The organism is Burkholderia sp. Bp9015 (assembly GCF_003853505.1).
Classification (GTDB): domain Bacteria; phylum Pseudomonadota; class Gammaproteobacteria; order Burkholderiales; family Burkholderiaceae; genus Burkholderia.
This window is the reverse complement of the sequence record NZ_QTPZ01000036.1, coordinates 14192-28630: the sequence shown is the minus strand read 5'-3', so window position 1 is coordinate 28630 and position 14439 is coordinate 14192. Positions and strand designations below refer to the sequence as shown.

Annotated in this window: 12 protein-coding genes; 6 read left to right on the top strand and 6 right to left on the bottom strand. The window is 68.4% G+C overall.

Annotated features, from left to right (window positions below; translation table 11 throughout):
• The first annotated feature begins 133 nt into the window (after window positions 1-133).
• The 3 genes from DIE12_RS29880 (at window position 134) to DIE12_RS29870 (ending at window position 3825) form a co-directional block, all read left to right on the top strand.
• Window positions 134-2497, top strand: coding sequence for a UvrD-helicase domain-containing protein (locus DIE12_RS29880; protein WP_124523046.1), 2364 nt, complete (start codon window positions 134-136; stop codon window positions 2495-2497).
• Window positions 2494-3303, top strand: coding sequence for a 5'-methylthioadenosine/adenosylhomocysteine nucleosidase (locus tag DIE12_RS29875; protein WP_124523048.1), 810 nt, complete (start codon window positions 2494-2496; stop codon window positions 3301-3303). Before DIE12_RS29880 ends, DIE12_RS29875 begins: the two co-directional genes overlap by 4 nt.
• 249 nt (window positions 3304-3552) lie before the next feature.
• Window positions 3553-3825 carry a hypothetical protein gene (locus DIE12_RS29870; protein WP_124523050.1) on the top strand — a complete coding sequence of 91 codons (273 nt, stop codon included), beginning with the start codon at window positions 3553-3555 and terminating at the stop codon, window positions 3823-3825.
• A gap of 71 nt (window positions 3826-3896) precedes the next feature.
• Here the strand turns inward: DIE12_RS29870 and DIE12_RS29865 are convergent, their stop codons facing one another.
• Window positions 3897-5132, bottom strand: coding sequence for an MFS transporter (locus DIE12_RS29865; protein ID WP_124488965.1), 1236 nt, complete (start codon window positions 5130-5132; stop codon window positions 3897-3899).
• Between the two features lie 410 nt (window positions 5133-5542).
• Here DIE12_RS29865 and DIE12_RS29860 point away from each other — a divergent pair, with 410 nt between their 5' ends.
• A complete protein-coding gene (locus DIE12_RS29860; RefSeq protein ID WP_124488966.1) occupies window positions 5543-7216 on the top strand; it encodes a methyl-accepting chemotaxis protein in 1674 nt (557 codons plus the stop codon).
• Window positions 7217-7234: 18 nt separating this feature from the next.
• Here the strand turns inward: DIE12_RS29860 and DIE12_RS29855 are convergent, their stop codons facing one another.
• The 4 genes from DIE12_RS29855 to DIE12_RS29840 are packed head-to-tail and all read right to left on the bottom strand — an operon-like array spanning window position 7235 to window position 12153.
• A complete protein-coding gene (locus DIE12_RS29855) occupies window positions 7235-8110 on the bottom strand; it encodes an HlyD family secretion protein (protein WP_044846076.1) in 876 nt (291 codons plus the stop codon).
• Between the two features lie 12 nt (window positions 8111-8122).
• On the bottom strand, window positions 8123-8326 hold the full coding sequence (locus tag DIE12_RS29850; protein WP_011351756.1) for a DUF1656 domain-containing protein: 204 nt from the start codon (window positions 8324-8326) through the stop codon (window positions 8123-8125).
• A complete protein-coding gene (locus tag DIE12_RS29845) occupies window positions 8323-10524 on the bottom strand; it encodes an FUSC family protein (protein WP_124523052.1) in 2202 nt (733 codons plus the stop codon). Before DIE12_RS29845 ends, DIE12_RS29850 begins: the two co-directional genes overlap by 4 nt.
• A gap of 15 nt (window positions 10525-10539) precedes the next feature.
• Window positions 10540-12153 (bottom strand): efflux transporter outer membrane subunit, encoded by a 1614-nt coding sequence (locus DIE12_RS29840; protein ID WP_124488968.1) that lies wholly within the window; start codon window positions 12151-12153, stop codon window positions 10540-10542.
• A gap of 157 nt (window positions 12154-12310) precedes the next feature.
• On the opposite strand from DIE12_RS29840, the gene DIE12_RS29830 reads away from it, so the two are divergent.
• Both DIE12_RS29830 and DIE12_RS38235 read left to right on the top strand, forming a co-directional pair.
• On the top strand, window positions 12311-13252 hold the full coding sequence (locus DIE12_RS29830; protein ID WP_044846073.1) for a LysR family transcriptional regulator: 942 nt from the start codon (window positions 12311-12313) through the stop codon (window positions 13250-13252).
• Between the two features lie 125 nt (window positions 13253-13377).
• Window positions 13378-13536 (top strand): hypothetical protein, encoded by a 159-nt coding sequence (locus tag DIE12_RS38235; RefSeq protein ID WP_185500318.1) that lies wholly within the window; start codon window positions 13378-13380, stop codon window positions 13534-13536.
• 56 nt (window positions 13537-13592) lie between these two features.
• Here DIE12_RS38235 and DIE12_RS29825 read toward each other — a convergent pair whose 3' ends face one another.
• Window positions 13593-14420 carry a metallophosphoesterase gene (locus tag DIE12_RS29825; protein WP_124523054.1) on the bottom strand — a complete coding sequence of 276 codons (828 nt, stop codon included), beginning with the start codon at window positions 14418-14420 and terminating at the stop codon, window positions 13593-13595.
• Window positions 14421-14439 lie beyond the last annotated feature (19 nt).

Here is a 14439-nt window from a genome sequence, read left to right as displayed (position 1 = left end):
TTGCCCGCGCGGGCGGGTCGCAAGGGGCGTGCAGCACGGGCGACGGCCCGCGGCACAACGGATCGGAAACGGCACCGCGCGGCCGACTTATAATGGCGGGTCCGCATTTTTCTCGCACGTCCGCTGCCGCTCCATGCCCGATCTGCTCGCCAATCTGAACCCTGAACAATACGCCGCCGTCACGCTGCCGAACGAACCGGCGCTGATCCTCGCGGGGGCGGGCAGCGGCAAGACCCGCGTGCTGATCACGCGTATCGCGTGGCTGATCCAGCAGGGCTACGCATCGCCGGCCACCGTGCTCGCCGTCACCTTCACGAACAAGGCCGCGCGCGAGATGATGGCGCGGCTGTCGGCGATGATGCCGATCGACACGCGCGGGATGTGGATCGGCACGTTCCACGGGCTGTGCAACCGGATGCTGCGCACGCACTGGCGCGACGCCGGCCTGCCGCAGACCTTCCAGATCCTCGACACGGCCGACCAGCTGTCGGCGATCAAGCGGCTGATGAAGGCGGCGAACGTCGACGACGAGAAATACCCGCCGAAGAACGTCCAGTACTTCATCAACAACGCGAAGGAGCAGGGGCTGCGGCCCGACAAGGTCGACGCGTCCGACAACTTCAACCGCAAGTTCGTCGAGCTGTACCAGGCGTACGACCAGCAGTGCCAGCGCGAGGGCGTCGTCGATTTCCCCGAGCTGCTGCTGCGCTGCTACGAGCTGCTCGCGTACAACGCGCCGCTGCGCGCGCACTACCAGGCGCGTTTCAGGCACATCCTCGTCGACGAGTTCCAGGACACCAACAAGCTGCAGTACGCGTGGCTCAAGATGCTCGCGGGCGGCGAGAACGCGATCTTCGCGGTCGGCGACGACGACCAGTCGATCTACGCGTTCCGCGGCGCGAACGTCGGCAACATGCGCGACTTCGAAGACGAATTCCGCGTGCGCAACCTGATCAAGCTCGAGCAGAACTACCGGTCGCACGGCAACATCCTCGATGCGGCGAACCAGCTGATCTCGAACAACGCGCATCGCCTCGGCAAGAACCTGCGCACCGACGCCGGCCATGGCGAGCCCGTGCGCGTGTACGAGGCGAGCACCGATGCGCAGGAAGCCGGCTGGATCGTCGAGGAGATCCGCTCGCTGATCAACACCGGGATGTCGCGCAGCGAGGTGGCCGTCCTGTATCGCAGCAACGCGCAGTCGCGCGCGATCGAGCACACGCTGATGACGTCGGGCATTCCGTATCGCGTGTACGGCGGCCTGCGCTTCTTCGAGCGCCAGGAAGTGAAGCACGCGCTCGCGTACCTGCGGCTGATCGACAATCCGAACGACGACACCGCGTTCGTGCGCGTCGTGAATTTCCCGACGCGCGGGATCGGCGCGCGCTCGATCGAGCAGCTCGCGGACGCCGCGCGCCTGTACGACTGCTCGATGGCCGCCGCGATTCCGTACGTGACCGGCAAGGCCGGCACGAGCCTCGGCGCGTTCGCAACGCTGATCGCGAAGATGCGCGCCGAGACGCAGCAGATGAGCCTGCCTGAGACGGTCGAATACGTCGTGCGCGCGAGCGGCCTCGCCGATTTCTACCAGGGCGAGCGCGAAGGCCAGGACCGCCTCGAGAACCTGCAGGAACTGGTGAACGCGGCCACCGCGTTCGTCAGCGAGGAAGGCTACGGGCTCGACGCACCGGCCCGCTCGATTCCGCTGCGCGCGGGTGCGATCGCGGCGCCGGAGCTCGGCGTGGACGCAGGCGATCCGTCGGTCGACGTGCTCGACCCGGCGCCGCTCGGCGACCCCGCGCAGAATCCCGACACGATGACGCCGCTCGCGGGTTTCCTGTCGCACGCATCGCTGGAGGCCGGCGACAACCAGGCACAGGCCGGTCAGGACGCGGTGCAGCTGATGACGGTGCACGCGGCGAAGGGCCTCGAATTCTCGGCCGTGTTCATCACCGGCCTCGAGGAAGGGCTGTTCCCGCACGAGAACAGCGTGCTCGAATCGGACGGCCTCGAGGAAGAGCGCCGGCTGATGTACGTCGCGATCACGCGCGCGAAGGAGCGGCTCTACCTGTCGTTCGCGCAGAGCCGGATGCTGCACGGCCAGACGCGCTACAACGTGCGCTCGCGCTTCTTCGACGAACTGCCGGAGCACGTGCTGAAGTGGCTCACGCCGAAGGTCGAGGCCGGCTCGCGCTGGGGCGGCCGCTCGGACAACGCCGGCTGGGGGCGCGACTGGTTCGCGCGGCCGGGCGGCGGCAGCCGCGAGCAGGTGGTCGACGCGGCGGTCACCGCGCCGCTGCCGGCCTTCGCGAACAAGCAGCGCGCGGCCGACACCGGGTTCCGCGTCGGCCAGCAGGTCTTCCATACCAAGTTCGGCGAGGGCACGGTCACCGCGCTCGAAGGCAACGGCGCCGATGCGAAGGCGCAGGTGAAGTTCAAGCGGCACGGCGAGAAGTGGCTCGCGCTGGCGGTCGCGAAACTGCAGGCGGTGGAATGATGAGCATCGACATGGTTGAAACGGTATCGACGCGTCCGCTCGGCATTCTGGCCGCGCTGCCCGAGGAGCTCGGCGACCTGATCGCCGCGATGCGCGCCGACGGCGTGATGAAGACGATCACGCTCGGCCGCCGCGATTACCACGTCGGCACCGTGCACGGCGCGGCCTGCGTCGTCACGCTCGCGCGGGTCGGCAAGGTCGCGGCCTCCGCCACCGTCAGTGCGCTGATCCATGTGTTCGGCGTGTCCGGCGTCGTGTTCACCGGTGTCGCCGGTGGCGTGTCGCGCACGGTGCGTATCGGCGACGTCGTCGTCGCCGATACGCTGCTGCAGCACGATCTCGATGCGTCGCCGCTGTTTCCGCGCTACGAGGTGCCGCTGCTCGGCATCACGCGGTTCACGACCGACGCGGCGCTGACGGCCCGCCTGAAGGCCGCGTGCACGCTGTTCGTCGCCGAGGAGGGCGCGCAGTTCGCCGCGCGTTTCGGGCTCGCCGGCGGGACGCTGCATGGCGGGCTGATCATCAGCGGCGACCGCTTCGTGTCGAGCGAGCGGGAAGTCGTCGCGCTGCGCGACGCGCTGCCGGACGCGCTCGCGGTCGAGATGGAAGGCGCGGCGATCGCGCAGGTATGCGCCGAACACGACGTGCCGTTCGCCATCGTGCGCACGATCTCCGATACGGCCGACGATCACGCGACGCAGTCGTTCTCGCACTTCCTGTCGGCGATCGCGAGCAGCTATTCGTCCGGCATCCTCAAGCGGTTCCTGACGTTGCATGCGACGGAGAATGGTGCAGCCATCGTGTAGCCAAGTATGTCGGGCACGGGCACTGCGATGACGACGAGGCCGTGATGGCTTGAGCTTTCGCGGCTGCCGGGGTGTCGTAGCAGCGGGGACGACAGCGTGCTGCACGCAGTCGTATCAAAAAATAACGAAAATGAGAGGCCCCGAATGCCTGTCGACCCAATTCAATGCGCTTCGCAGGTTCCTGAAGTCGCAGAGCGGCGGCACGATTCCGGGCACCGGGATGAAGTACTACGGTCGAGTGATCGTCCAATGAAAGTGCTTGTCCGCCTGCTTGCAGCGATCGTCTTGACGATCCCGGTCTATCTCGGCCTGGCGAATTCCCCGCTGGATGAATGGTTTCAAAGCGGGGCGGGGTGGCGAGCGTTCGAGCCGCTGTTCCGCGTGTTCGAAACGCTCGGTGTTCACGGCCAGGGCGACATCCTGATCAGCACCATGCTCGGCGTCAGCTTCGTGATCGCGATCGCGCTCGTCTGGCTGGGTGCGCGAATGTTCGGTCGCGGCACACGAGAACCCCGGCACTGATAACCGCTCGACGAAACGTTTCGCAAAGTTGTTGAGCCAACGGCCGCGGCACCCAAGCCGCGGCCGTTTCGTCACGCCTTCTTGCGCCGGCTGCTTTCGAGGTTCGGCAGGAACACCGTCAGCACGCCGATCAGCGGCAGGAACGAGCACACCTTGTAGACGAACGTGATGCTCGTCGCGTCGGCGAGCTGGCCGAGCACGGCGGCGCCCACGCCGCCCAGGCCGAACGCGAAGCCGAAGAACAGACCCGCGACCATCCCGACCTTGCCGGGCATCAGCTCCGTCGCATAGACGAGGATCGCGGCGAACGCCGACGCCAGCACGACGCCGATGATCACGCTCAGCACGCTCGTCCAGAACAGGTTCGCGTACGGCAGCAGCAGCGTGAACGGCGCGACGCCGAGGATCGACACCCAGATCACGTACTTGCGGCCGATCCGGTCGCCGACCGGCCCGCCGATCAGCGTGCCGGCCGCGACCGCCGCGAGGAACACGAACAGGTGGATCTGCGCGGCCTGCACCGACAGGTGGAACTTGTCGATCAGGTAGAACGTGAAATAGCTGTTGATGCTCGCGAGATAGAAGTACTTCGAGAACACCAGCAGCACCAGCACGCCGATCGCGGCGAGCACGCGGCCCGGCGACAGCGTCGGATGGCCGGCCGGCGCCGCCTTCTTCTTCATCGACGGATGCTTCTTGTACCAGTGGCCGATCTGCGTGAGCACGACCATCGCGACGAGCGCGGCCGCCGAGAACCACGCGATGCTGTGCTGGCCGTGCGGGATGATCACGAGCGCGGCGAGCAGCGGCCCGAGTGCCGAACCGGCGTTGCCGCCGACCTGGAACAGCGACTGCGCGAGCCCGTGCTGGCCGCCCGACGCCATCCGCGCGACGCGCGACGATTCCGGATGGAACACCGACGAGCCGCAGCCGACCAGCGCCGCCGCCGCCAGCAGCGTCGCGAAGTTCGGCGCGGCCGACATCAGCAGCAGCCCCGCGAGCGTGAAGCCCATCCCGACCGGCAGCGAATACGGCTTCGGCCGCTTGTCCGTATACAGGCCGACGAGCGGCTGCAGCAGCGACGCGGTGATCTGGTAGGTCAGCGTGATCAGGCCGATCTGCGCGAACGACAGCGCGAACTGGCTCTTGAGCATCGGATAGATCGCGAGGATCAACGACTGGATCATGTCGTTGAGCATGTGCGAGAAGCTGATCGCGCCGAGCACCGGGTAGACGGTACGCGGGGCGCGTGGAGCAGACGGCTGGGCGGCGGCGGTGCCGGCGCCCGTATCGAGGCTGGTTTCCATGTGAGCTGAGCGAGTTGAGGTGACGGGACGCGCTCTGATGGGGATCGGCGCGTTCGAATCGTTGTTGCGTCAAAGAAGTCTAATGTGGCGTATCGAGAATGTCCGGCCAAGTTTTGTCGCGATTCGGACATTGCTACGACGATTCGACCCATTGCCCCCTTTTTTGGCCGGGTATAACGCTGCGGCGTGTCCGCCTTTCGTCGCGCCGCGCGGGACCGGATCGGTGTTTGTCCGGACTCAAGGCGTGCCGATCGAGGCCGTAGAAGACGCAACGACAACACAGGCGCGCCGCGCCCGGCACAGGCCACGAGCCGGACGGGTGCAGGACGCGCGGCATGACGGGCCATTGCGGGAATGCCGGCCGCCGGAACCGACCTTTCCGGCGGCACGATCAATACGGGGAAATATCGATGAAAGCAGCTTCATTGCATCCGCGGCCGGTTGCGGCCACAGCCGCGGCCGACGCAGCCGCCAGGCCCGCCTCGCGGCACGCGCGCGCAGCCCGGCGCGAACGCCGGACGTGGACCGTCAAGGCGACGCTGCGCGCCGCGTTCGCGATCCTGCTGGCCGGCACGCTCGCGATCGGCGTGTTCTCGCTGTGGCAGATCAGCCGGCTGAACGCGTCGATTGCGTCGGTCTACGAGCAGGGGCACGTCGCGAGCCGGGCGGCGGAGGAAGTGCGCGCCGAGGTGCTGCGCGCGAGCCGCGCGCAGAAGATGCTGCTGACCGCCACCACTGCGAAGGAACGCGACGACCTGGGCGCCGAAGTCGGCGCGGGGCTCGCGTCGATCGGCCAGGCGCTCGCGACGCTGCAGCATTACGCGGATCCGGCCGATGCGGACGATTCCGCGCGACTGCGCGCATTCTCGCTGGCGGTCGGCACGTGGAGCGGCCATCTGCGCGATTTCGTCGCGCTCGTGCAGGCGCAGCCGCTCGACCTGTCGCAGATGAACTGGCAGGTCGGCACGCAGGACGTGTCGCTGCTGGTCGAGACCGGCAAGCTCGAGAAGCTCGTCGCGATGCTCGTGAAGACGCGCGGCGCGAAGTCGAAGGCGACGCTCGATGCATCCGCAACGATCTTCTCGTCGTCGTTCGCGATGATCGCGGCGATGACGGCCGCGCTGATCGTGCTGGCGATCGCGATCGCCGAGCGGGTCGTGCGCCGCCTCGCGTCGCAGCTCGGCGGCGAGCCCGCGGAGGCGAAGGCGATCGCCGCCGACATCGCGCGCGGCGACCTGACGCGGCCGATTCCGCTCGGCCGGCACGACCGCGACAGCATGGTGCGCGCGCTGTCCGACATGCAGTCCGGGCTTGCGGCGACCGTCGGCGAGATCGCCGTCAGCGCCGAGGCGATCGCTGCCGCATCCGGCGAGATCTCGACCGGCAACCTCGACCTGTCGCGGCGCACCGAGCAGCAGGCCGTCGCGCTCGAGCGCACCGCGGCCAGCATGGAAGAGCTCACGTCGACCGTGCGGCAGAACGCCGAGAACGCGCGTCAGGCGAGCGCGCTCGCGGCCAATGCGTCGGCCGTCGCGGAGGCGGGCGGCGAAGTCGTCGGTCGCGTGGTCGCGACGATGAGCGAGATCGACGACAGCGCGAAGAACATTCGCGACATCATCGGCACGATCGAGGGGATCGCGTTCCAGACCAACATTCTCGCGTTGAACGCGGCGGTCGAGGCGGCGCGCGCGGGTGAGCAGGGGCGCGGTTTTTCGGTGGTCGCGGGCGAGGTGCGGCTGCTCGCGCAGCGCGCGGCGACCGCGGCGAAGGAGATCCGTACGCTGATCGGCGCGTCGGTCGAGCGCGTCGCGAACGGCGCGGCGCTCGCGCACGATGCGGGCCGCACGATGGACGACGTGGTGCGGGCGGTCAAGCGCGTGACCGACATCATCGGCGAGATCTCGGCGGCGTCGGACGAGCAGAGCGCCGGGATCGACGAGATCGGCCGCGCGGTCACGCAGATGGATGCCGGCACGCAGCAGAACGCCGCGCTCGTCGAGCAGGCGGCCGCCGCGGCGAATGCGCTCGACGAACAGGCGCAGGCGCTCAAGTCGCTGGTCGGACGCTTTCGCATCGCGGCGTAGGCGTCCGGCCGTCGGCGCTTACGACTTCTTCCGCTGGTCCGGATCGATGATGACCGTGCAGGTCGTGCCCGCCGACAGCACCACGTCGGCCGGCACCTCGTCGATGCGGATGCGCACCGGCACGCGCTGCGCGAGGCGCACCCAGTTGAAGGTCGGGTTCACGTCCGCGACGAGGTCGCGGCTTTGCGGGTTGTCGCGATCGTAGATGCCGCGCGAAATGCTCTCGACGTGGCCCTTCATCACGCCGCCGCTCATCAGCCGCATCTCGGCCGGCGCGCCGACCTTCACGCGCGGCAGCTTGGTTTCCTCGAAGTAGCCGTAGACCCAGAACGAATGGCTGTCGACGATCGCGAGCTTCGCCTGGCCGGCCACCGCGTAGTTGCCCTTGAACGTCTGCAGGTTCGTGATGTAGCCGTCGACCGGTGCGACCACGCGCGTGCGTTCGAGGTTGAGCTTCGCGGCGTCGAGCGCGGCGATCGCCTGCTGGTACTGCGCATCGGCGCTCGACGCGCTGTGCGCCGCGTTCTCGCGGTTTTCCTTCGACACGACGAGCGCGTCGAGGTCGGCACGACGGGCCGCGTCGTCGCGGCGCATCTGCAGTTCCGCGCGGCGGGCGGCGACGGCCGCCTGCGCCTGCTCGACCGCGATCTGGTAGTGCGACGGGTCGATCTGCATGATCAGGTCGCCCTTTTTCACGAGCTGGTTGTCATGCACGGGCAGCTCGACGATCGCGCCCGACACGTCCGGTGCGACGTTGACGATTTCGGCACGGACGCGCCCGTCGCGCGTCCAGGGATCGTCCATGTAGTGCACCCACAGCGAGCGCCCGATCAGGATCGCGACGAGAAGGATAATGGCGGTCGCGACGAAGCCGAAGAGTTTTCTGAGAATCATGATGGTTCGGAATCAACGGTAAACGGCAAGACTCAGTCCGCCGCAAATGCAGACGAGAAGGCACGCGCGGAACAGCGACGGGTGCCAGACGAGACGGTAGAGGCCCGTGTAGGCGAGCAGGCGGTCGACGGCCCAGGTCGCAAGCGCGCCCAGGACGAACATCAGGACCACCGTGGGCATGTAGGCATCGAGAATGGCGATTTCACGCGGCATCATGACGAGGCTCCTTGTTGGGGACGCACGGGGCGGTTGCGGTTGAGCGGCTCGAGCGGCGATTCCGGATCGAGCAGCGCCGTGCGTACGAAATGCAGATGGCTCAGGATGCGCTGCAGCCGGTGGCGCTCCTCGCGCGACGGCGTGAACGCATCGAGCGTTTGCCGGGTCGCGTCGATCGCGGCGTTGACCGCGGCGAGCGCCGCGTCGAAGCGCGCCGCGTCCGGCTTGCGGAACAGCGCGGACAGCGCGGCGCGCAGCGTCTCGATCGCGCGGCGCCACGGTGTCGTCGGCGCATAGCGCGGGTCGGACGGCAGCGTCGCCAGCTCCGCGCGCAGGTCGAGCGCGGCATTGCCCGTTTCCAGCACCGCGAACATCCAGCGCAGCGCGTCGCGCTGCACGTCGGGCTGGTCGGCCGACAGCGTGTGCGCCTGGTACATCAGGTCGCGCGCGCCGCTCTCGAAGCGCGTGCGCAAGCCGGCGAGCCGTGCGTGGCACGCCGCGACCACCTGGTGGCGCAGGTCGGCGAACAGCCGCTTCTTGTGCCACGGCGCGGTCGGCGGGAACAGCACCGCGAACGCGATCGCCGAGACGAGCATCGACAGCACTAGCGCGAGCGCGTCGTTCATGAAGCTCGTCGGGTCGTAGTGCGTAATGTTGTCGGGGCCGGCGAGGAAGCTGAAGAAGATCAGATAGCCCATCCCGTAGCCGGCGAGCTTCGGCTTCAGCGTCATGAAGATGCCGATCGCGAGCAGCGGCGCGAGGGCCACGCACAGCAGCGGGAAGCCGTCGATGTGCGGGTAGATGCCGAACGTCAGCAGGAAGCCCGTGCAGACGGCCAGCGCGGTGCCCATGCCCATCTGTGCGGACATCGCGGTCGGGCGCGGCGTCGACGACGCGAGCGCGCAGGTGGCCGCCGCCGTCAGCGTCAGCGTCACGCCGCTCGGCCACGCGGTCGCGATCCAGAACGCGCCGAGCACGAGGATCACGGTCGCGGTGCGAATCGCGGCGATCACCATCGCCGTCAGGTTGGTGCGCGGCTCGTAGCGCTCGATCCAGCGCTCGCGCTCGTGCGTCGCGGTCGACAGCGACGCGTAGGTCGCCGCGTATTCGTGCAGGTCCGTGATGAAGCGGTACAGCAGCTCGGTGGCCGTGTCGAAGTCGAGCAGCGGGAAATCCGGCTGCGTCTCGAGCGCGGCGCGCGTCGCGCGGATGCGGCGCGGCAGCGCGTCGCGCCACGCGAGCAACTGTTCGGCGGCGAGCGCGGCGTCGGCCGACGAGCGCACCGGCTCGCCGTTGCGCGTCAGAAGCGGCGCGATTTCGCGGAAGTACGGCTCGATCGCATCGATCGCGGCCTGCGCGCCGGCCGCGCGCAGTCGGTTCATCAACTGGTGCAGCGCGTGGAAGCGGCTCGATACGCTCATGAACTCGCTGTTCAGGCGCGCGAGACGGCCGCTGCGCATCCGCGTGTCCGGATCCTCGAACACGGCCATGCTGCGCGCCGCTTCGAAGCCGACCACGTCCGCGACGAAGCGCGTATGGATGGTTTCGATGTGCGCGCGGTCGAGCTGGCCCGACAGTGCCGCCGCGACGTAGTCGACGAAGCTGCTGAAGCGCTTGCGCACCGTCGTGCGCATCTGCTCGCCGGTGTACTGCGGAAACACCAGCGCGCTGACGACGCCTGCCGACACGATCCCGACCATGATCTCGGCGACCCGCGTCATCGCGCTCATGAACGCGCCGTCGGGGTGTTGCGATGCCGGCAGCCCGATCAGCGCGGTCGTGTAACCGGCGAGCAGGAAGCCGTAGCTGCGGAAATTGCGGTTGCGCGCGGCGCCGGCCGTGCACAGCGCGACCCACAGCGCGACGGCCAAGAGGAACAGCTGCGGCTGCTGCGGGAACAGCCCGACGAACGTGAGCGTCGCGATCAGCCCGAAGATCGTGCCGGCGACCCGGTAGAAGCTCTTCGCGAGCACCGCGCCGCTTTGCGGCTGCATCACGATGAACACCGTGGTCATCGCCGTCTTCGGGGCCGGCAGGTCGAGCCGCATCGACACGCCGGTCGCGATGAACGCGGCGAGCAGCGCCTTGAACAGGTAGAGCCACGCGGCGCCGTCGCTGCGGGCCCAGTCGCCGAAGGCGGCGTACCAGGCCGCGAGCGCGCCGCCGGCGTGCGTGGAAGCGGGGGAGGAGGCTGACATGACGGTCGCTCCGCGTTACCGTGCGGCCGGCGTGGCGGCTGCACCCGCCGAACCGGCCGTCGCGACCTGCGCGGGGCGGGCGACGGCCGCGGCGGGCTTCGCGCCCGATGCGGCTGCCGGCGCGGCGGCACCCGCGGCGGACGCGTCGCGCGGCGGATGGCCGCCCCGCACGTCCGCATCCGTCTGCGTCTCCGTCTCGACGCCGCCGCCGAGCGCGGCCATCAACTGCGCGTGTGCGGCGAGGCGTTCCGCGTCGATGCGGGCCGCCGTTTCCTGTGCGCGCAGCAGCTGCTGTTGCGCGACCAGCACGTTCACGTAATCGGTCAGCCCGCGGCGGAAGCCTTCGCGCGACAGCTGGTAACTGCGGTCGTTGGCGGCCACCGAGCGCGCGGCGTCCTTCTTCTGCGTGTCGAGCGAGCGGATCCGCACGACCTGGTCGGCGATGTCCTTGAGCGCGCCGACGACCGTCTGGTTGTAGCGTTCGACCGCCTGGTCGTAGCCGGCGTCGGCCGCGCCGAGTTGCGCGCGCAGCCGGCCGCCTTCGAAGATCGGCAGCGACAGCGCTGGGCCGGCCGTCCAGCCGCCATTCATCGCGCGCAGGAAGTCGGTGAACGGCGCGGTCACGCCGAAGCCGCCGACCGTCGCGAGCAGATCGATATTCGGGTAGAACGCGGCTTTCGCGACATCGATGCCGCGAGCCTGCGCGTCGACCGTCCAGCGGGCCGCGACGACGTCCGGGCGGCGCCCGAGCAGGTCGGCCGGCAGCGCGGACGGCAGGCCGGCCGGCGCATCGAGCGACAGGCTCGGCCGCTTGATCGCGTCGCCGGCGCCCGGGCCCTTGCCCGCGAGCGCGGCGAGCTGGTGGCGCGCGAGCTGGATCGCTTCTTCGTAGCTGTCGATCTGGCGCTCGTAGTCGGGCAGCGTCGATTCGGCCTGGCTGACTTCGAGCTGCGTGCCGAGGCCGGCCTGCAGGCGCTTGCGCGCGAGATCGGCCAGCGAGCGCTGGCGTTCGAACGTTTCGTGCGCAAGGTCGAGCAGCGCGTAGTTCATCGACATGCCGACATACGCGCGCACGACGTTGACCTCGAGCTCGAGCTTCGCCGCCCGTGCGTCGGCCGCGGTCGCATGCGCGGTGTCGAGCGCGCGCTCGGTCGCGTTCTTGTCCTTGCCCCACAGGTCGAGGTGGTACGACAGGCCGAGCGTGCCGGTGTTGTTCCAGGTGTCGGTATCGGCGAGCGGCCCCGGGCCGTAGTAGACGTTGTCCGGCCAGTGCTGGCGCATCAGCGACAGATTGCCGTTGATCTGCGGCAGTTCCGCCGAGCGCGCCACGCGCGCCATCGCCTGCGCTTCGCGCACGCGCGCCTCGGCGGCCGCCAGGCTCGGGTTGCCGGCCTGCGCGGCGGCAATCCACGCATCGAGCTGCGGATCGCGGTACGCGCGCCACCAGTCGGACGCGGGCCAGCCTGCATCGTGGTCCGCCGCGCGGATCGCGGCGCCGGCGTCGAGCGTGTTCGCTTCGATGCGGGCGGACTGCGGCTTGTTGTCGCCCATGCTCGCGCATCCGGCCATTATTAATGAGACTGCAAGAACCGCCAGTGCCAGCGTCCCTTTTGTTGCCGGAGACCGCACGATTTTCTCCCTTTCGGATATAGATGAGTCGGATGCGATTATATTTTTCAGTGATTCCTGAATAAATGGACAACGGTGCAAGTCATTTTTACGAATCCTGAGATAATATTTGTTGGCCCCTGTGCAACAATCCCTCCGGATTCATACGGGTAATGGGATGGATACGTTACAAAACATGCGGGTCTTCGTCCGCGTGGTCGACGCGGGCAGCTTTACCGCGGCCGCCCAGCAGATGAATTCGACCACCGCCTATGCATCGCGCGCCGTGTCGGATCTCGAGGCGCACCTGCGCACGCGCCTCCTGAACCGGACGACACGCCGGATCGCGCTGACCGAAGCGGGCGAGCGCTACCTGCAGCGCTGCGAGCAGATCCTCGCGTACGTCGACCAGGCCGAAGCCGAAGCGGGCGACGCGCACGCGCGGCCGTCGGGCAAGCTGAAGGTGCATTGCTTCACGAGCCTCGGGCAGCACTACCTCGTGCCGGCCATCGCGCGCTATCGGCAGCGCTATCCGGACGTGCACGTCGAGCTGACGCTCGCGCAGCGGATGCCCGACCTGCTCGACGAGGGGTACGACGTCGCGATCGTGGTCGGCCGCGACCTGCCGGATTCGGGGCTCGTGTCGCAGCGGCTCGGCGAGAGCTACAGCGTCGTGTGCGCGTCGCCGGGCTATATCGACGCTCACGGCGTGCCGCAGACCCCGGCCGATCTCGAGCAGCACGTCTGTCTCGGGATGGTCGCGCCGGGCTTTCACTTCGACGAATGGTCGCTGTCGGGGCCGCGCGGCGACGAGGTGGTTCCGGTCACGGCGCCGCCGTTCCGCGTGAACGTCGCCGAGGCGCTCGCGGTGGCCGTGCGGGAAGGGATGGGAATCGGCGGGTTGCCGCTCTATTCGGCGATCGGCGGGCTGCGCAGCGGACACATCGTGCGCGTGATGCCCGAATACCGGTCGCACGTGATGAACATCTACGCGTTGTATCCGTCGCGCCAGTACCTCGACGCGAAAATCCGCACCTGGGTCGATTTCCTGCGCGACGAGCTGCCGGCCACGCTGGAAGCCGACGAGGCCGCGCTCGCGCAGTTCACGGCTGCGACATGAGCGCGCGGTCGAGTGCAATCTGACGAGATTTGTCCTTCACGCAACATTTTTTTACCAACGGACCGCGGACAGTTTGATACTGTTTCAATCATCGAGATTTGGAACTGCCCACACCCGGAGTCGCAATGGATACGCAACTGATGATCGGCCTTGGAGTTTTGCTTGGTGCGGCTGCTGCCGCCGCGGCGACGCGCGATCTGCTGCGCGCGATGAAGGCGCGGGTGAAGCCGGTGCCGGTGCGGGTGCGCCCGTCGTCGAACGGCTCGCGCCGCGCCGATCGCTGATCGGGCGGCCTTTCAGCTCGGGTAGGGCCGCATCACGCGGCCCGATGGCGTGGCGCTCAGCCGAGCTCGACCACCTTGTCCCACGCAAACGCGGGATTCTCCAGTTCGCCGGTGCGCCGGCGGATATAGCCGCGCGGGTTGCACACCACGCGCGTGCCGCTGTCGGTCACGTAATCGAATGAAGTATGCGTGTGGCCGTGGATCCACAGGTCCACGGGCGGCCGCACGAGTTCCGCCATGTCCGTGACGAATCCCGCCGACGCCAGGTCTTCCGCATAACGCTCCGCCAGCGAGGGCAGGTGCGGCGCATGATGCGTGACGACGATCGTGCGGCCCGCGAACGGTGTCGCGAGCCGTGCTTCCAGCCACGCGCGGCCTTGCCGGTGCAGCGCGATCGCGTCGGCCGGCGTGAAATCCCGCTCCGGGGCTGCCGCCGCATGCACGGACGCATCGTGCGGCCACGTCACCTGGATCAATCCCTTGAAATCGAGCATCACGCGCATGGCCGCGTCGATCGCGCGCGCGACGCTCGCCTGGTCGGCGCCGAACAGCGAGAAATCGGCCCACAGCGTCGTGCCGAGCACGCGAAAGCGCTGCGCCGGATCGACGTACACGCCGTTGTTCAGGTAATGCACGTGGTCGATCGTGTGCGCGGCGTCGCGCATCGCGGTTTCGAGCGCGCCGAATTCCCCGTCGTAGTACTCGTGATTACCCGGCACGTAGATCACCGGCACGTCGGGATCGAACGTCTCCGCGGCCCAGCGCAGGCCTTCCGCGTGATTGTGGATATCGCCGGCTAGCACGACGAGATCCGCGTCGGCATGCGCGATCGTGTCGGGCTGGTTGCATTCGAGATGCAGGTCGGACAGGACGCGGACTCTCATGGGCATCGTTCCGGGACGG